The organism is Variovorax sp. PDC80, from assembly GCF_900115375.1.
Taxonomy (GTDB): domain Bacteria; phylum Pseudomonadota; class Gammaproteobacteria; order Burkholderiales; family Burkholderiaceae_C; genus Variovorax.
On the sequence record NZ_FOWG01000024.1, the window covers coordinates 1 to 17,858 of the forward strand.

Annotated in this window: 17 protein-coding genes and 1 tRNA gene; 4 read left to right on the forward strand and 14 right to left on the reverse strand. The window is 68.4% G+C overall.

Translation table 11 applies throughout. The annotated features are described in order from the left end of the window. Positions 1-202 precede the first annotated feature (202 nt). Positions 203-1,507, forward strand: coding sequence for a DNA topoisomerase IB (locus BM109_RS39405; RefSeq protein ID WP_093355656.1), 1,305 nt, complete (start codon positions 203-205; stop codon positions 1,505-1,507). On the opposite strand, the gene BM109_RS39410 is transcribed toward BM109_RS39405, so the two are convergent. Both BM109_RS39410 and BM109_RS39415 read right to left on the reverse strand, forming a co-directional pair. Continuing rightward, entirely contained in the window at positions 1,453-2,130 is a 678-nt protein-coding gene (locus BM109_RS39410) for a hypothetical protein (RefSeq protein WP_093355658.1), read from the reverse strand. The genes BM109_RS39405 and BM109_RS39410 overlap by 55 nt on opposite strands. Positions 2,131-2,319: 189 nt before the next feature. After that, positions 2,320-2,499 (reverse strand): DUF3606 domain-containing protein, encoded by a 180-nt coding sequence (locus BM109_RS39415; protein WP_057592921.1) that lies wholly within the window; start codon positions 2,497-2,499, stop codon positions 2,320-2,322. A gap of 214 nt (positions 2,500-2,713) precedes the next feature. Here BM109_RS39415 and BM109_RS39420 point away from each other — a divergent pair, with 214 nt between their 5' ends. Further along, a complete protein-coding gene (locus tag BM109_RS39420) occupies positions 2,714-3,874 on the forward strand; it encodes an acyl-CoA dehydrogenase family protein (protein WP_177239582.1) in 1,161 nt (386 codons plus the stop codon). 23 nt (positions 3,875-3,897) lie between these two features. Here the strand turns inward: BM109_RS39420 and BM109_RS39425 are convergent, their stop codons facing one another. The 9 genes from BM109_RS39425 to yaaA form a co-directional block, all read right to left on the reverse strand. Then, positions 3,898-4,599 (reverse strand): arylmalonate decarboxylase, encoded by a 702-nt coding sequence (locus BM109_RS39425; RefSeq protein WP_093355664.1) that lies wholly within the window; start codon positions 4,597-4,599, stop codon positions 3,898-3,900. 297 nt (positions 4,600-4,896) lie between these two features. Continuing rightward, positions 4,897-5,901: a Bug family tripartite tricarboxylate transporter substrate binding protein gene (locus BM109_RS39430; protein ID WP_093355665.1), complete on the reverse strand. Its 1,005-nt coding sequence runs from the start codon at positions 5,899-5,901 to the stop codon at positions 4,897-4,899. Between the two features lie 3 nt (positions 5,902-5,904). Next, a complete protein-coding gene (locus BM109_RS39435) occupies positions 5,905-7,059 on the reverse strand; it encodes a mandelate racemase/muconate lactonizing enzyme family protein (RefSeq protein WP_093355667.1) in 1,155 nt (384 codons plus the stop codon). A 101-nt stretch (positions 7,060-7,160) separates the two neighbouring features. Then, a complete protein-coding gene (locus tag BM109_RS39440) occupies positions 7,161-8,048 on the reverse strand; it encodes a LysR family transcriptional regulator (RefSeq protein ID WP_093355669.1) in 888 nt (295 codons plus the stop codon). 144 nt (positions 8,049-8,192) lie between these two features. Continuing rightward, positions 8,193-8,268, reverse strand: a tRNA-Gly gene (locus BM109_RS39445). 85 nt (positions 8,269-8,353) lie between these two features. Beyond that, positions 8,354-9,232 carry an NADPH-dependent 7-cyano-7-deazaguanine reductase QueF gene (gene queF / locus BM109_RS39450; RefSeq protein ID WP_093355672.1) on the reverse strand — a complete coding sequence of 293 codons (879 nt, stop codon included), beginning with the start codon at positions 9,230-9,232 and terminating at the stop codon, positions 8,354-8,356. Next, positions 9,229-10,125: an alpha/beta fold hydrolase gene (locus BM109_RS39455; RefSeq protein WP_093355674.1), complete on the reverse strand. Its 897-nt coding sequence runs from the start codon at positions 10,123-10,125 to the stop codon at positions 9,229-9,231. Before BM109_RS39455 ends, queF begins: the two co-directional genes overlap by 4 nt. A 31-nt stretch (positions 10,126-10,156) precedes the next feature. Then, on the reverse strand, positions 10,157-11,002 hold the full coding sequence (locus BM109_RS39460) for a 2OG-Fe(II) oxygenase (RefSeq protein ID WP_093355676.1): 846 nt from the start codon (positions 11,000-11,002) through the stop codon (positions 10,157-10,159). A gap of 40 nt (positions 11,003-11,042) precedes the next feature. Then, positions 11,043-11,828, reverse strand: coding sequence for a peroxide stress protein YaaA (yaaA, locus tag BM109_RS39465; RefSeq protein WP_093355679.1), 786 nt, complete (start codon positions 11,826-11,828; stop codon positions 11,043-11,045). 138 nt (positions 11,829-11,966) lie between these two features. Between yaaA and BM109_RS39470 the strand changes: the two genes are divergently transcribed. Both BM109_RS39470 and galU read left to right on the forward strand, forming a co-directional pair. Continuing rightward, positions 11,967-14,876 carry a valine--tRNA ligase gene (locus BM109_RS39470; protein ID WP_093355681.1) on the forward strand — a complete coding sequence of 970 codons (2,910 nt, stop codon included), beginning with the start codon at positions 11,967-11,969 and terminating at the stop codon, positions 14,874-14,876. Positions 14,877-15,023: 147 nt separating this feature from the next. Then, positions 15,024-15,914 (forward strand): UTP--glucose-1-phosphate uridylyltransferase GalU, encoded by an 891-nt coding sequence (galU, locus tag BM109_RS39475; protein ID WP_093355683.1) that lies wholly within the window; start codon positions 15,024-15,026, stop codon positions 15,912-15,914. Positions 15,915-15,956: 42 nt separating this feature from the next. Here the strand turns inward: galU and BM109_RS39480 are convergent, their stop codons facing one another. The 3 genes from BM109_RS39480 to BM109_RS39490 form a co-directional block, all read right to left on the reverse strand. After that, entirely contained in the window at positions 15,957-16,556 is a 600-nt protein-coding gene (locus BM109_RS39480; RefSeq protein WP_093355766.1) for an ester cyclase, read from the reverse strand. 119 nt (positions 16,557-16,675) lie between these two features. Further along, positions 16,676-17,575, reverse strand: coding sequence for a LysR family transcriptional regulator (locus BM109_RS39485; RefSeq protein ID WP_093355685.1), 900 nt, complete (start codon positions 17,573-17,575; stop codon positions 16,676-16,678). 55 nt (positions 17,576-17,630) lie between these two features. Further along, positions 17,631-17,858, reverse strand: coding sequence for a sulfurtransferase TusA family protein (locus tag BM109_RS39490; RefSeq protein WP_057592910.1), 228 nt, complete (start codon positions 17,856-17,858; stop codon positions 17,631-17,633).

Sequence of the window (17,858 nt, forward strand, 5' to 3'; positions counted from 1 at the left end):
TCGCGTCGTCGTCCCCACTCGTCACCTCCTGCGTTGCAGCATTGCGTATGGGACGAGGATAACGTGTGAGTGTTTATTTCAAATACACCCTCTGAGGGCAGGACACGCAAGCGCGGCCATCGCACCGGCGGCGCTCGCGGCGTCCTACAGCCGCGCATTGTCGGCGCTGGCACAACGGGCCTGTCTACACCACGCAACCACCATGCCGGACACAGCATCCTCCGCGAGACGGCCTCCGTCCAAGCCCACGCCGATCGCGAACGGGCTGGTCTACGTGAACCCCGACATGCCGGGCATCCGGCGCCTGCGGCACGGCGCGAAGTTCCGCTACCGCGACGCGCGCGGCCAGTGGGTGCGCGACGTGGATGAACTCTCGCGCATCCGCATGCTGGCGATTCCGCCGGCCTACGACGAGGTGTGGATCTGCCCGCTGCCCAACGGTCACCTGCAGGCCACCGGCCTCGACGCGCGCGGCCGCAAGCAGTACCGCTACCACGCCGACTGGCGGGCGCTGAAAGACGAGACCAAGTTCGACCGGCTCGAGGCCTTCGCGCGCGCGCTGCCGCGCATCCGCGCGCGGGTGCAGCGCGACCTGCAGGCCGGCAAGGGCACGGGCGCGCCGGCGCGGCCCCAGGTGCTGGCCGCGCTGGTGCGGCTGCTCGACACCACGCTGATGCGCGTGGGCAACGAGGAGTACGCGAGCAGCAACGGTTCCTACGGCCTCACCACGCTGCGCAACCGGCATGCGGCGGTGAAGGGCGCGGCGCTGAACCTGCGCTTTCGCGGCAAGAGCGGCGTGATGCACGAGGCCACGCTCGAGGACCCGCGCGTGGCGAAAATCGTGCGCGGCTGCCAGCAACTGCCGGGACAGGCGCTGTTCCAGTACGTGGGCGAGGACGGCGAGCCGCACAGCGTCTCGTCGACCGACGTCAACGACTACCTCGGCGAGGTGGTCGAGGGCCAGAAGGGCCTGGACGGCGAGCGCTTCACCGCCAAGGACTTCCGCACCTGGCATGGCACGGTGCAGGCGTTGGAGCTCACGCGGCTGGCCTGCGAGCCGGGCCGGGTCGCCTCGGACGGCAGCCGCTACACCGCGAAGGACATCCTCGCGACCGTGGCGCGCCAGCTCGGCAACACGCCCGCGGTCTGCAAGAAGGCCTATGTGCATCCTGCCGTGCTGTCGCTGGGCAGCGCGCTCGCGAGCAACGAGGCTGATGCGACGTCCGCCCTGCTCGAACGCATCGCGGGGCGCCGCAGTGCGCGGCCCTCGCGCGGACTGCATGCGGCGGAACGGCGGCTGCTGGGCTTCCTGCAGGCGCATCGGCGCGAAGCCCAGGCCGCGACGCGGCTGCGCAAGAGCGCCAAGCCCGCATCGGGTTCGATGGCCTCGAAGAAGGAAACGAAGCACGCACCGTTGCCGGTGCGCAAGGCCGCGCCCGCGCGGCCGCGTGCTCAGCCCGCGCCGAGCGAGAAGCGCACGCTGTCGCGCTCGAGCGCGATGCGGTAGCCGAGGTCCTCGGCCAGGCTCTGCAGCGCGACCGCGTCGATGGCCAGCGCGCGCGGCGCGCGGTGCGCATCGAGCACGGGATTGACGGCGCTGGCCTCGCGCGGCAGTGCCGCGAAGCGCAGGCCCTCGGAGCCATCGACCTCGATCCGGATCGCGCCAGCCTCGGGCGCGCCGTCGTGCAGGTAGCCGAGCGCGCCGAGGAACAGGTAGCGCAGCGCGGCCGCCGCGGGCCAGCGCTTCTCGTCCTCGCCGGCGGCGAGCGCATCGTCCACCTCGAGCGACACGCCATGCAGGTCGAAGGCGGCGCGCATCAGCGCGACGCAGCGCGCCACCAGCGCGGCGCGCGTGATGCCGTCGTCGGTGGTCGCCAGTTCCCAGTCGCGCAGCGAGCGGATGCCCTCGACCAGTTCGGACACCTGGCCGTCGACCAGGCCCATGCGTTCCTCGCTGACGGCGCGGTCGATCGTCTCGGCGCCGAGCTGGCGCTTGAGCATCAGCAGCGCCATGCGGATCACCGACACCGGCGCCGCCATGTCGTGGCGCAGCGCGGGCAAGGCGCGGGTCAGCAGTTCGTGGCGCACGCCGGCGGCGATCCAGCTGCGGGCTCCGGGAGAGCTCTTCATCGCGCCACGGCTCCGGCCGCGGGAGCGGCTTGCAAGGAACGATGCCCGAGCGTCGGGCCAGGGAGGGAAGCGAGGAAGGGGGGGAGGTTCAAGGGAAATGTCCCGGTGCGAGGCAAGCGACAGAGTATCGGCCGCGCCTCGTCGCCCGGGTGTAGGAACCTGCCTACGCAGGTTCCCGTTCACCGGCGCTCAGGGCTTGCCGAGGTAGGTCCGCACGTCCTTGACCTCGACGCCGGCGGCCGCGACCGCCGAGCGCAGCTGCGCTTCGGTCACGCCCAGGGTCTGGGTCCAGTAGCGCATCTCGTGCGCCTCGTTCACGTTGATGCGCGAGCGGTCGGGCTGTCCGCGCTTGCTCAGGTCGTCTGCCATGGTGCTGTCCTCCAGGATGGTTCAGGGAATGGGCAGCAGATTGCGTCCGTTCGATGAAGGCGCCGGAAAGACCGCAGCGCGTCCCGTTGCAGGACATGTCCGAAGCGCGGCGAGTCGCGCGCAATCGACGGCCGCGACCGGGCATCCGCCTTGGCCGAAGGGAGGCTTCCGAAATCCGAGAGACGCGCGCCGCGCGCGCGGATAGATTCAGGCGATGCACAGCAACGACACCCGCTTCCCCGACATCCGCGACGCCGTGCGCGACCTCTGCGCGCAGTTTCCCGACGAATACTTCCGCAAGATCGACGAGGCGCGCGGCTATCCCGCCGAGTTCGTGGACGCGCTCACCCAGGCCGGCTGGATGGCCGCGCTGATCCCGCAGGCGTACGGCGGCTCGGGCCTGGGCCTGACCGAGGCCTCGGTGATCATGGAAGAGATCAACCGCTGCGGCGGCAACTCGGGCGCCTGCCATGGCCAGATGTACAACATGGGCACGCTGCTGCGCCATGGCAGCGAGGCGCAGAAGCAGCGGTACCTGCCGAAGATCGCGAGCGGCGAACTGCGGCTGCAGTCGATGGGCGTGACCGAGCCCACCACGGGCACCGACACCACGAAGATCAAGACGACGGCGGTGAAGAAGGGCGACCGCTATGTCGTCAACGGCCAGAAGGTGTGGATCTCGCGCATCCAGCATTCCGACCTGATGATCCTGCTGGCGCGCACCACGCCGCTGGCCGAGGTGAAGAAGAAATCCGAGGGCATGTCGATCTTCATCGTCGACCTGCGCGAGGCCATCGGCCAGGGCATGACGGTGCGGCCGATCCTCAACATGGTGAACCACGAGACCAACGAGCTGTTCTTCGAGAACCTCGAGATCCCGGCCGAGAACCTGATCGGCGAGGAAGGCCAGGGCTTCAAGTACATCCTCGACGGGCTCAATGCCGAGCGCACGCTGATCGCGGCCGAATGCATCGGCGACGGCTACTGGTTCATCGACAAGGTGACGGCCTATGCCAAGGAGCGCGTGGTGTTCGGTCGCCCGATCGGCCAGAACCAGGGCGTGCAGTTCCCGATCGCCGAGGCCTTCATCGAGGTCGAGGCCGCGAACCTGATGCGCTACGAGGCCTGCCGCCTGTTCGACGCACGCGAGCCCTGCGGCGCGCAGGCCAACATGGCGAAGTACCTCGCGGCCAAGGCGAGCTGGGAAGCGGCGAACGCCTGCCTGCAGTTCCACGGCGGCTTCGGCTTCGCCTGCGAATACGACATCGAGCGCAAGTTCCGCGAGACGCGGCTCTACCAGGTGGCGCCGATCTCGACCAACCTGATCCTCAGCTATGTGGCCGAGCACATGCTCGGCCTGCCGCGTTCGTTCTGAGCGACGGGTCCGCCGCCGTCGTCTCAATCGAACAGCCGGCCATTGCCGGGCGAGCGCGCATCGAGCCCGGCCTTGCGCACCAGGTCGCGAAAGCCCGCGGGCGAACTCGAGACCACGGGCACCTGCAGCATCGACTCGAGTTCGCGCACGGCGTCGAGCGTGACGAGCCCGCCGCAGGAGATGAGGATGCCGTCCGCCCCCGGCCGGGCCTCGAACACCCGGCGGCCCAGGTCCACCAGCACCTGCGTGCCGACCTGGCCGACCTGCTGCACATCGGAGATCGACAGGCCTTCGATGGCCAGGGGTTCGAAGTCGCTCTGTTCGAGGTAGCGCCGCAGCTGCACATTGACCTCGTCGATGTAGGCGGTGGCCACGGCGACGCGCTTCACGCCGAGGCCGCGCAGTCCTTCGACGATGGCGTTGCTCATGGTGGTGCAGGGCAGGCCGGTGGCGCGCGACATCTCGACTTCGAGTTGCCGGTTGAAGGCGGCACCGCGGAAGAAGCTCAGCGAGGTGCCCATGAGGGAAATGGCGCTGACGCCCTCCTCCTTGAGTTCCAGCGCCTTGTCGATCACCGAGTCGATGACCTCGGTGTAGCCGCGCGTCGAGATTTCTCCGAGACCCAGGCCGCGTGCGCTGAAGCGGATGCGGGTGCCGTAGAGAAGCGGGCCGTCGATGGGGACTTCGCCTGCTTTCGGGGGGACTATGAGGCCCAGGTGGGTCATTTTTGGTTGCCTTCGTTTTTAGGGTTCGGGGTGCGTGCACAGGACAGCGGGTACTTCCCTCCGCGAATGTCCCCCGGCCTGCGGCCTCCTCCTTTATTTCGCTGCGGGAAGCACCCACTGCCCTGTGCACGGGAGGCGCAGTGGTGGTGCCGGCGGTTCAACAACGATTGCGTCCAGGCTCACGTCGATGGGGTACTCCCCGCAGCGAAATAAAGGAGGAGCCGAAGGCGGGGGACATTCGCGGAGGGGAGTACCCCATCGGCGTGAGCCCGCCCCGGACAACAAACGCCCAAAAAATCACCCCCCATCCGCCACGATCCGCTGCTCCGTGATGATGCGTTTCCACCGCACCGTCTCCTCGGCCATGTCCTTGCCAAGCTGCGCCGGCGTGGCATAGGCCCGCAAGGTCCCCTGCGCCGCCGCGGCAGTTCCAGCATCAGGCGCATCGAGCACCGTCTTCACGGCGGCAGAGAACCGGTCGACGATCTCGTTGGGCGTTCCAGCAGGCGCGAGCACGAAGATGCGCGGCGCCACATCGAACCCCGGCAGCGCATCGGCCAGTGGGGCAATGCTCTCGGCCCCTTCGAGCTTCGCGCTGTTCATCAACGCCACCGCGCGCAACTTGCCGGCCTTGGCCTGCGCCATCGCTGCCGTGGCGCTGACCACGCCGATCGGCACCTGGCCGCCGATCACGTCGGGCACGATCTGCGCGGCGCCGCGGTACGGCACATGCACCACGAAACTGCCGGTGGACTGCTTGAGCATCTCGAAGCCCAGGTGCTGCACCGTGCCCACGCCCGAGGTCGCGAACGAGAAACGGCCCGGGTTCGCCTTGAGCTGGGCGACGAACTCCGCCGGTGTCTTCGCGGGGAAGTCGTTGCCCGTGACGATCATCAGCGGCGAGACGAAGGCACCGGCCACGGGCTTGAAGCTGGTGAGCGGATCGATCGCGATCTTCGGCTGCAGCAGCTTGGCGATCAGCAGGGCGCTGTCGCCCATCATCAGCGTGTAGCCATCGGGCGGCGCCTTGGCGACGAAGTCGGCCGCGATGAGTCCGGTGGCGCCGGTGCGGTTCTCCACCAGCACCTGCTGGCCCAGCACCGCGGGCAGGCGCGCGCTCAACAGGCGCGCCACGGCATCGACGCCGCCGCCGGCCGAATAGCCGACGATGAGGCGGATCGGCTTGTCGGGGTACTTCTGGGCCCAGGCCACGGGCGCCGCGAGCAGGCCCGCGAGGCCGAGGGCCGTTGCCGCGCGCAAGGCCTGCCGGCGCCGGCGAAGGATCGTGGATGTTGTTCTCATCGTTCAGGCCTTGCCCTTGCCGCGCGAGGTCGGCAGCTTCGCGAGTTCGCGCACGCGCTCGGCGTTGGGCGCGAAACCCAGGCCCGGCGTCTCGGGCAGCGTGAGCCAGCCCTGCTCGGGCACCGGCAAGCCGTCGAAGATCTGCTGCAGCATCTTCACCGCCACGTAGTGGTACTCGACCAGCCCGCCGTTCGACACGCCCGCATGCAGGTGCATGTTGTGGAAGGGCCAGGCGCCGCCGTTGTCGATCGGCACGTTGAAGGCCTGCGCCATGCCCGCGATCTTCAAGCACTGCGAATAGCCGCCCGAGATCGTCACGTTGGGCTGCAGCACGTCGGCCGCCTGGTTCACCAGCAGGTCGCGGAAGCGGAAGGCCAGGCCCTCGTTCTGCCCGCAGGCCAGCGGGATGCTCGTGCGCGCGCGCAGCTGGGCCATCTGGCGCACGTCGTTCTGCGTCAGCGGCTCCTCGAAGAAGCTGATGCCGTAGGGCTCGATGCGGCGCGCGAGCTCGCTCGCATGGAACAGGTCGAGGCCGCAGTTGGCGTCGACATAGAGCTTCACCTCGGGGCCGACCGCCTCGCGCACCGCGGCGACGCGGCGCACGTCCTCGGCGATCACCTCGTCGATCGGCCGCGGCTCGTCGCGGCGCGCGAGCGCATGGCCGCCGACGGTCATCTTCAGGCGGCGAAAGCCCTGCTCTACCCACAGCTTGGCGGCGGCCGCGAGCTGGTCGCGCTCGAAGAAGCCGAAGCCGAAGGTCGCATACACCGGCACCTTGGCGCGCGCACCGCCGAGCAGGCGCCACAGCGGCTGGCCCAGCGCCCTCGCCTTCAGGTCCCACAGCGCGATGTCGAGCGCGGCGATGGCATGGCTTGCATAGCCGGTCTGGCCGCGCGGCGAGAGCAGCCAGTAGAGCTTGTCCCACAGGCGCTCGGTGGCCATCGGGTCTTCGCCGATCAGCGCCGGGCCGGCCACCTCGCGCACCGCGGCGGCGATGATCTCCTCCTCGGTGATGGCGGTCATGCCGTGGCCGACGAGGCCGGTGTCGGTCTCGATCTCGGTCAGGCACAGCGACAGCGAGGTCTTCCTGTCGAGCCCCAGCACGTCGATGGCGACGGGAATGTTCAGCGGCGTGGCGCTGACGCGAACGATCTTCAAAATTGTCTCCTTCGTTGTGCGCGCATCTTTGCGCGCGCCCCGGAGGAGAACAATTCGTTTTTGGCGGGAGCGAGGCTTCGCGCGGCGCGAAGCCTCTTGCTTCAGTCGGGCCGGCTCAGGTGCTCCAGCACCGAGCGCGCGGCCACCGTCAGGTCCTGCTGCCGGCGCACGCACAGCAGGTGGCGGCGCACGGCCCAGGGGGCATCGAGCTTGAGGCAGCGCAGCTTGAGGATCTGCAGCTGCGGCAGGATGGCCGCATAGGGCAGCACGCCGATGCCCGCGCCCTGCTCCACCATGCGGCACACCATGTCGAAGCTGCCGACCTGCATGCGCACCTTGAGCGGCACCTGCGCCTCGAGCGCGGCGCTCAGCAGCACGCGGTGCAGCGCCGTGCCTTCGCGCACCACGATGTGCTCGTGGCGCAGCACTTCGTCCGCGCCGATGCGCTTGCGCCGGCCCAGCGGATGGTCGCGCGCCACCACCACGGCCAGTTCGTCGCTGCGGTAGGGCAGGCATTCGAGCGGATCGGCCGGCGTGTTGCCCTCGATCACGCCGATGTCGGCCAGGCCGGCCTGCACCGCCTTCACCACCTCGGTGCTCGCGCGCTCCTGCAGGTCGATCTTGAGCACCGGATGCAGCCGCAGGAAGGAGCCGATCTGCGCCGGCAGGAACTGCGCGATGGTCGAGGCATTGGCCGTGATGCTGACCACGCCCGCCACGCCCTGCTGGAAGTCGTCGAGCTCGGCGCCGAGCCGGTCCATGGCCGAGAGCACGGCGCGCGCATGCAGCAGCAGCCCATGGCCGGCCGACGTGAGCGTGACGCCGCGCGCATGGCGCACGAACAGCGGCAGCCGCGCGCGCGCCTCGAGGTCGGAGATGCGCTTGCTCGCGGCCGCGAGCGCGATGTGGCAGCGCTTGGCGCCCTCGCTGATGCTGCCGTGGTCGGCCACCGCCACGAACAGGCGCAGCGAACGGGTGTCGGGGGTCATGCGGGCAGGATGCCACACGGGCCGGGCGCCCCTCGCGAGCGGCCGCGGAAAAAGAAAAAGGCCGCTGGGGACAGCGGCCTTTTCTTTCGTCTTCGCTTGCGTTCTGCGGCGGGTCTTGCGGACCCTTCGAAGAAGCAAAAAATTTGGAGCGGGAAAAGAGTCTCGAACTCTCGACCTCAACCTTGGCAAGGTTGCGCTCTACCAACTGAGCTATTCCCGCGAAGCCTCAGATTATATGCCCCAAAAACACAGTTTTTGAATCCGGGCAAAAAAATCTTCAAAAAACTTCGGCGACACCGGTCCGACTACTGGCGCGCCGTGCGCACGTTGGCCGGCAGCGCCTGCGGCCAGCTGGTGCGGAACGGGTTGATGTCGAGCCCGCCGCGCCGGGTGTAGCGCGCATACACCGTGAGCTTGGTCGGGTGGCAGTGCTTCCAGATGTCGGTGAACATGCGCTCGACGCAGGGCTCGTGGAATTCGTTGTGGTTGCGAAAGCTCACGATGTAGGCGAGCAGCCCCGCCTGGTCGATCGGCGGGCCGCTGTAGCGGACCTGCACGCTGCCCCAGTCGGGCTGGCCCGTGACCAGGCAGTTGCTCTTGAGCAGCCGGCTGGTCAGCGTCTCGGTCACCGGCACCTGCGTGGCGTCGCTCGAGAGCAGCTCGGGCGCGGGCTGGTAGTGCGTGCACTCGATGTCGAGCCGGTCGAGGTCCAGGCCGTCGAGCTCGTGCACCGGCTCGCGGTCGAACAGCTCGGGCGCGACCAGCTTCACGCCGATGCCCGCCGCGCGGTCGCTGCCGCGCCACAGCGCCTCGGCCAGGTCGGTGCGCAGGCGCTCGCGCACGGCCTCGGCGTCGACGAAGGCGGTGTTGTTGAAGCTGTTGAGGTAGAGCTTGAAGCTCTTGCTCTCGATGATGTTGGGCGTTTCGCAGGGCACGGTGAAGTGCGCAATCGCGAGCTGCGGCTTGCCGCGCGGGTTGAGCCAGCTCAGTTCGAAGGCGGTCCAGAGGTCGGCGCCGAAGAAGGGCAAGGCGCCGGCCGCGATGCCCATGGCCTCGCGCTGGGTGGCGCGGGCGATCGGGAACAGCAGCGTGGGGTCGTAGCGGTCGGCGTAGGCCGAGGCGCGGCCGAGCTGGGACTGCTCGGGCGTGTTGGGGTTGGGGGTGTGGGAGGCGTCGTGGCTCATGGATGGCGGGATGGCGTCGCGTTCAGGAACGGGACGATGTGTCTGGCAAGGATGGCGCAGACCTCGGGCGGGAGGTCGTGGCCCATGCCGGGAATGGGCACGAACTGCGCGCCGGGGATGCGGCGCGCCGTGTCCTGGCCGCAGGCGATCGGCACCAGTGCGTCGGGCTCGCCGTGCAGCACCAGGGTCGGGCACTGGATGCGGCCCAGCAGCTCGGGGCGCTCGGTGTCGGCGCCGATGGCCAGCATCTGGCGGAACATGCCGGCCGGATGGTAGGCGCGGCGCATGGAAAAGCGCAGGCGCTCGGCCAGCGCCTCGTCGGTCTGCGGATAGGCCGGACTCTGGATCAGGCGCAGCAGGCGGATGCTGTGCGCGATCAGCTCGTCCTCGCCGCGGCCCAGCGGGCGCCGCAGCAGCATCGCGGCCACCTCGCGGCGCGGACCGGGCAGGCCGCGCGCGCCGCTCGAGCTCATGATGCTCACGAGGCTCTGCACGCGAGAGGGCGCGGTCGCCGCCATGCGCTGCGCGATCATGCCGCCCATCGAGGCGCCAACCACATGCGCCTGCGCGATGCCCAACGCGTCGAGCACGCCGAGCGAATCGGCCGCCATGTCCTGCAGCGTGTAGGCCGAGCGCACCGGCAGGCCCAGGCGCAGCCGGATGCTCTCCCAGACGATGTTGCCCACGCCCTTGTGGTCGAAGCCTTCGCTCAGGCCGATGTCGCGGTTGTCGTGGCGCAGCACGCGAAAGCCGGCGTCGACCAGCGGCTGCACGAAATCGCGCGGCCAGGCCACGAGCTGCATGCCCAGGCCCATCACCAGCAGGATCACCGGGCGGCCCTCGCCACCGGTGTCGTCGACTTCGATCTGCAATCCGTTGGCCTGGACCTTCATCGTGGCTTTCGTAGCTTTTTAGCGTTGCGGGCTAGCGGAACTCGCGCTCGCGCAGCCACTTGGTGGCGACCCACTTCTCGCCCGCGACCACGGGCGCGCCGCCGTGCAGCGTGCGGGTGGCGGGATCGGGATGGTCGTAGCTGAAGAACACGCCGGTGCCGCGCACCGGCGCGACCTCGAGGCCGACGTCGGGGAAGGTGGTGGCGCCGCCCTTCTCGGGCTCCTGCAGGTACATCACCAGCGTGGCGACACGCTGGCCGCCGCGCTTGAGGATGGTGGGCGTGCCGGGCTCGCCGGGATCGAAATAGTCGTAGTGCGGCCGGTACTGCGCGCCGGGCGCGTAGCGCAGGATCTGCAGGCCCTCGCCGAACTCCAGCGGCCAGCGCAGCAGCAGCGCCAGGCGCTGCTCGAGTTGCCGCACGGTCTCGTTCTCGCCGCGCTCGAAGAACATGCCTTCGCTGGTGCGGTCGACGTTGAGCACCTCGCCACCGGTCTTGGTCTCGACCGTGAGCGAGCGCGCGAGCCGCACGCGCGCGGCCGCGATCAGCGCCTCGCACTCCTCGGCCGACAGCAGGTTGCCGAACACGATCACGCGCGGATGCTTCATCGTCTGCAGCACCTGCACGCGGCGGTCGCCCACGTCGATGTACAGCGGCGAACCCTCGAGGTCGGGGCCCGGCATCGAGGTGCGCGGCGGCAGCGCCGACGCGGCCTTGGATTCGGGAAAGCCGGCCTCGAGCTGGGCCAGCGCGATGTCGGTGGCGGCATCGTGCCAGCCGGCCGCGCGCATCGAGGCGCGCAGCGCGGGCACCGAATGGCCGGCCGCGAGCTGGCTCACCAGCCAGTCGCGCAGTTCGGGACTCACGGCCTGCGTCATGCGCGCGCTCCGGTTGCCTCGCCTGCTTCCCTCACATCATTCATACGAGTTTTCTCCTGAAGACCAGCCGTTCGGCCGTGGACACCTGGGCGTCGAAACCATAACCCTCGAGATCGAATTTTTCCAGCGCCTTGGGCGTGGCCACGCGGTGCAGCACGGCCCAGCGCGCCAGCAGGCCGCGCGCGCGCTTGGCGAAGAAGCTGATGACCTTGTAGCGGTCGCCCTTCCACTCCTCGAACACGCATTCGACCACACGCGCCTTGAGTGCCTTGGTGTCGACGGCGCGGAAGTACTCCTGCGAGGCGGCATTGATCACCACCGGCGTGCGGTCGGCCGCCAGCCGCTCGTTGAGGTGCTCGGCGATGCGCGCGCCCCAGAAGGCATAGAGGTCCTTGCCGTGCCGGTTGGCCAGTGCGGTGCCCATCTCGAGCCGGTAGGGCTGCAGCCGGTCGAGCGGGCGCAGCACGCCGTACAGGCCGCTGAGGATGCAGACGTGGTCCTGTGCCCAGTCCAGCTGCGCGGGCGTGAGCGAGCGTGCGTCGAGGCCGCCGTAGACGTCGCCGTCGAAGGCGAAGGCGGCCTGGCGGGCGTTCTGCTCGGTGCTCTTGGGGCGCCAGGCGGCATAGCGCGCCACGTTGAGGGCCGAGAGCTTGTCCGACAGGCGCATCAGCTCGGAGATCTGCTGCGGCGACTTCTCGCGCAGCAGCTTGATCAGTTCGACCGAGGGGCCCTTCGGGCTCTCGAAATGGGGTTGGGTGGCGGGGACTTCGGCGGGGACCGGGGTGTCGTAGTCGAGCGACTTGGCGGGAGAGAGCAGGAACAGCATCGCGGAATTATCTGTTGGCACGACCGCCCCCCGCCGCGCCGGTAAAATCGTCGGCCTTCCCTGCCCCGCGCGGCCCGCGGCCCGTACGACCTGCGTACCGGCGCCATGGCCGCATTGCCCCAAGCCCCTCAAGCCCCCATGAGCGAACCCACCACACCCACCGCCCAACCCGGCCTCGAGAGCCTTTCCAAATCGTTCGAACCCGCGGCCCTCGAGGCGCACTGGGGTCCCGAATGGGAAAAGCGCGGCTACGCGCACGCGGGCTGGCGCGGCACCGGGAAGCCGAAGGCCGACGCCGGCGCGTTCTCGATCCAGCTGCCGCCGCCCAACGTCACGGGCACGCTGCACATGGGCCATGCGTTCAACCAGACGATCATGGACAGCCTCACGCGCTACCACCGCATGAAGGGCGACAACACGCTGTGGCTGCCGGGCACCGACCACGCGGGCATCGCGACCCAGATCGTGGTCGAGCGCCAGCTGCAGGCGCAGAACATCAGCCGCCACGAGATGGGCCCGACGCCGCAGGAGGCGCGCAAGAACTTCATCGCCAAGGTCTGGGAGTGGAAGGAACGCAGCGGCAACACCATCACCCAGCAGATGCGCCGCATGGGCGACACCGTCGACTGGAGCCGCGAATACTTCACCATGGACGAGAAGCTCTCGCCCGTGGTGATGGACACCTTCGTCAAGCTCTATGAAGAGGGCCTGATCTACCGCGGCAAGCGCCTGGTGAACTGGGACCCGACGCTCAAGACCGCCGTGAGCGACCTCGAGGTCGAGAGCGAGGAAGAGGACGGCTGGCTCTGGCACATCGCCTACCCGCTGGAAGACGGCTCGGGCACGCTCACGGTGGCCACCACCCGGCCCGAGACCATGCTCGGCGACACGGCCGTGATGGTCCATCCGGAAGACGAGCGCTACAAGGCGCTGATCGGCAAGCAGGTGCGCCTGCCGCTGGTCGACCGGCTGATCCCGGTGATCGCCGACGACTACGTCGACAAGGCCTTCGGCACCGGCGTGGTGAAGGTCACGCCCGCGCACGACTACAACGACTATGCGGTGGGCCAGCGCCACCAGCTCGAGACCATCGGCATCCTCACGCTCGACGCGACCGTCAACGACAACGCGCCCGAGAAGTACCGCGGCCTCGACCGCTTCGTGGCGCGCAAGGCCGTGGTGGCCGACCTCGACGCGCTGGGCCTGCTGGTCGAGACCAAGAAGCACAAGCTGATGGTGCCGCGCTGCGCGCGCACCGGCGCCATCGTCGAGCCGATGCTGACCGACCAGTGGTACGTGGCCATGACCAAGCCCGGCGCCGACGGCCAGTCGATCGCGCAGAAGGCGATCGACGTGGTGCGCTCGGGCGAGGTGCGCTTCGTGCCCGAGAACTGGATCAACACCTACAACCACTGGATGGAGAACATCCAGGACTGGACCATCTCGCGCCAGCTCTGGTGGGGCCACCAGATCCCGGCCTGGTACGACGACGAGGGCAAGGTCTACGTCGCGCGCAGCGAGGAGGAGGCCCAGGCGCAAGCGCCCGGCAAGACGCTGCGCCGCGAGGAGGACGTGCTCGACACCTGGTTCTCCGCGGCCCTGTTCCCGTTCTCGACGCTGGGCTGGCCGAACCAGGGCACCGAGCCCACGAGCGACTACAACCTCTACCTGCCCTCGAGCGTGCTGGTCACGGGCTACGACATCATCTTCTTCTGGGTCGCCCGGATGATCATGATGACCAAGCACTTCACGGGCCGCGTGCCCTTCAAGGACGTCTACATCCACGGCCTGGTGCGCGACGCGCAGGGCAAGAAGATGAGCAAGTCCGAGGGCAACGTGCTCGATCCGGTCGACCTGATCGACGGCATCGAGCTGCCCGAGCTGCTCGACAAGCGCACCCAGGGCCTGCGCAAGCCCGAGACCGCGCCCGCGGTGCGCAAGAACACGCAGAAGGAATTCCCCGAGGGCATCCCGGCCTTCGGCGCCGACGCGCTGCGCTTCACCTTCGCCTCGCTGGCCTCGCTGGGCCGCAGCATCAACTTCGACAGCAAGCGCTGCGAGGGCTACCGCAACTTCTGCAACAAGCTGTGGAACGCCACCCGCTTCGTGCTGATGAACTGCGAGGGCCAGGACTGCGGCCTCAAGGAGCACACGAAGGAGGAGTGCAAGGTCGGCGGTCCCGCGCACGGCTACCTGAAGTTCAGCCGCGCCGACTACTGGATCGTCTCGCAGCTGCAGCGCGTCGAGGCCGAGGTCGCCAAGGGCTTCGAGGAGTACCGGCTCGACAACGTCGCCAACGCGATCTACCAGTTCGCCTGGGACGAGTTCTGCGACTGGTACCTCGAGATCGCCAAGGTGCAGATCCAGACCGGCGACGACGCGCAGAAGCGCGCCACCCGCCGCACGCTGATCCGCACGCTCGAAACGCTGCTGCGCCTCGCGCATCCGGTGATCCCGTTCATCACCGAAGAGCTGTGGCAGAAGGTCGCGCCGGTGGCGGGCCGCACGGGCGAATCGGTGATGGTGGCGGCCTATCCGCTCAGCCAGCCCGAGCGCATCGACGAGGCCGCCGAGGCCTACGTGGCGCGGCTCAAGGCGCTGGTGGACGGCTGCCGCACCCTGCGCGGCGAGATGAACGTCTCGCCCGCCCTGCGGCTGCCGCTGTACGCCGTGGCCGACGACGCCGAGGGCGCGGCCTTCCTGCGCGAGACCGCGCCGGTGCTGCAGGCGCTGGCCAAGCTCAAGGAAGTGCGCGTGTTCGACGACGAGGCCGCCTGGGCCGCGGCCGCCGAGGCCGCGCCGGTGGCCGTGGTCGGCAATGCCCGCCTGTGCCTGCACATGGAGATCGACAAGGTGGCCGAGCGCGCGCGCATCGGCAAGGAAATCGCCCGCATCGAAGGCGAGATCGCCAAGGTCAATGGCAAGCTCGGCAACGAGGCCTTCGTGGCCAAGGCGCCGCCGGCCGTGATCGAGCAGGAGCGCAAGCGCCTGGCCGACTTCACGGCCACGCTGGAACGCCTGCGCGACCAGCTTGTGCGCCTCGGCTGACATACGGGCTTGTCCGCAGGCCGGTAGGATGGGTGGCCGATGCAGAATCGGCCAGGCGGCGGACCGGTTCCGCCGCCGCAGTTCCGGACGGCCCCCGGCGGCCCTCACTCCTTCCTTCATCCTGAACGAACCGACACCGAATTGCCCATGTCCACCTCCCCGACGCGCATCCGCAAGGCCGTATTTCCCGTTGCAGGCTTCGGCACCCGTTTCCTGCCGGCCACCAAGGCCCAGCCCAAGGAAATGCTGCCGGTGGTTGACAAGCCCCTGATCCAGTACGCCGTCGAGGAAGCCTATGCCGCGGGCATCCGCGACATGATCTTCGTGACCGGCCGCAACAAGCGCGCGATCGAGGACCACTACGACACCGCCTACGAGCTCGAGAGCCAGCTCGAGGCCAGCGGCAAGGATGCGCTGCTGAACATCGCGCGCTCGGTGATGCCCGACGACATGACCTGCTCCTACGTGCGCCAGCCGCGCATGCTGGGCCTGGGCCACGCGGTGCTGTGCGCCGAGCACCTGGTGGGCAACGAGCCCTTCGCCGTGCTGCTGGCCGACGACCTGATGGTCGGCCCCACGGGCGGCGAACCGGTGCTGGCCCAGATGACCGCGGCCTTCGCGCGCCTCGGCGGCTCGCTGCTGGCGGTGCAGGAAGTGCCGCTCGAGCACGTGAAGCGCTACGGCATCGTGGCCGGCGACGCCGTCGAGGACGGCCTGGTCAAGGTCAACCGCATGGTCGAGAAGCCGAAGCCCGAGGACGCCCCCTCGCGCCTGGGCGTGGCCGGCCGCTACATCCTCACGCCTGGCGTGTTCGCCGAGATCCGCGAGCAGCCCAAGGGCGCGGGCGGCGAGATCCAGCTCACCGACGGCATCGCCGCGCTGATGAAGAAGGAATCGGTCTACGCCTATTCGTACAAGGGCGTGCGCTACGACTGCGGCAGCAAGGAAGGCTTCCTGCAGGCCAGCGTCGAACTCGCGCTCGCGCACCCCGAGGTGGGCGCCCAGTTCCGCGACTACCTCAAGAGCCTCAAGCTCTGAGGCCCCTGGCGGCCGAGCGGGTCGCCGTGGCCCGCGAGGACGTTACTTCAGCACGCCGATCTGCTGCATGAAGGTGTAGTCGTCGTAGAACAGCCATTCCTCGTCCATGGTGCCCTCCGCGTTCCAGCGGGCGACGGTGGCCATCTCGATGTTGAATTTCTTTCCCGTCGGCTGGACGACCTTGCCATTGCCCATGACGAACGGCTTCGTGAAGGTACCGCGCCAGACACCGGTCACGGCCGTGTACTGCCCCTGGCCGATGCGCACGTGGTGGATGGGATTCTCGGTATCGGGCGCGAAGGCGAAGATCTTCTTGGAGCGCTCCAGGTGCGCATCCAGTCCATGGGTGACGCTGCCGTCGGGATAGTGAACGATGATGTCCTTGGCATGGCTGCGATGCATCTCGTCCCATTTCTGGTGACTGTAGACATTGAAATCCAGGTCGTCGAAGTTGTTCAGGTTGCGCTCGACGATGCGCCGCTCGTCCTGGAACTGCTTGAGCGTCTTGTTGATGTTCGCCTCAGCGCGCTGCGGTGAAGTGGCCGAGAAATCATCGGGCCGATTGCGCGACTCCTGGGCCTGAGCCGACACCGCGACCAGCGCGGCGATGGAAAGGACGAGAGGGGCGGCGTGTCTGAGCATCATTGGATCCCTGGATAGTGATTGAAGCCCCCGATGCTAGGAACGCCAACCCGCCCTGGCTCTCCGTCCGCCGAAGCACAGCATTGCGGGAATCGAATCAGTTCGCCGGGATGACCCGCTCAATCGGCAGCGAACAACGCCTGGAGTTCTTCGGAGAAATGCTCGATGAAGACCCGTGCGTTGCGGGCCTGGTGCCGACGATGGCTGTAGACCAGCCAGACCCCCACGGGCGGCGATTGCCACTGCGGCAGGACCCGCAGCAGGCTCCCGTCGGCCAATGCCGCCTGGATCTGAAACGAGGGCAGCAAGGCCACGCCCATGCCAGTTCTGACCCCGGCACGCAACAGCTCGCCGTTGTCCGCCTTGAGGTGGTGGCGCACGCGCACCTCGTGGGTCTGCGAGCCATCGCTCAGGGTCCAGGTATCGCCTCCGGCGTGATAGGCATAGCCGAGGCAGGGGTGCATGGCCAGGTCCGCCAGGGATTTCGGCATCCGGTAGCGGGCCACATAGGCCGGAGAGACGCAGAGCCAGAGCGCGAACTGGCCTATGCACCGACCGGCCAGCGATTCGTCCGGGTTCGCGGTGAAACGCAGCGCCACATCGACGCCCCGCTCGACCAGATCGACCATGGCATCGGTCGCCGAGATGTCCAGATTGATCTTGGGATATCTGGCGCTGAAACGTGCCAGCATCGCGACGAATTCGGGCTGGGTGAAACTCCCCGGCAGCGACAGGCGCAGAGGCCCCGAAGGTTCTGCGGCGCGTCCGGAAACTGCGGTCTGGGCCTTGTCGAATGCCGCCAGCGCCTGCAGGCAACTCTCGTAGTAATTCTGGCCGTTCGAACTCAGGCTGACCGTTCGCGTGGTCCGGTTCAACAGCCGGATGCCGAGCCGGCCTTCAAGAAAGGCGACATGCCGGCTGATCGATGCCGACGAAACGCCAAGAACATCGGCCGTGGCCCGGAAGCTGCGCCGCCGGGCTATCTCCACAAAAATCCGCATGCACTCTATGGTGTCCATGCCCCCCTCCGTCACGAATCAGAGGGGATCGTAATCCAGCCGCGGCCCCTCGATCTCAGCGCCGCTTCAGCACATGGATGAAGTCGGTGCCGACCGTCTGCTGCTCCATCAGCGCATTGCCGGTCTGGCGCGCGAAGGCCTGGAAGTCGCGCACCGAGCCGGGGTCGGTCGAGACCACGCGCAGCAGCTGGCCGCTGGCCATGTCGTTGAGCGACTTCTTGGCCTTGAGGATGGGCAGTGGGCAGTTGAGCCCGCGGGTGTCGATTTCGCGGTCGACGTCCAT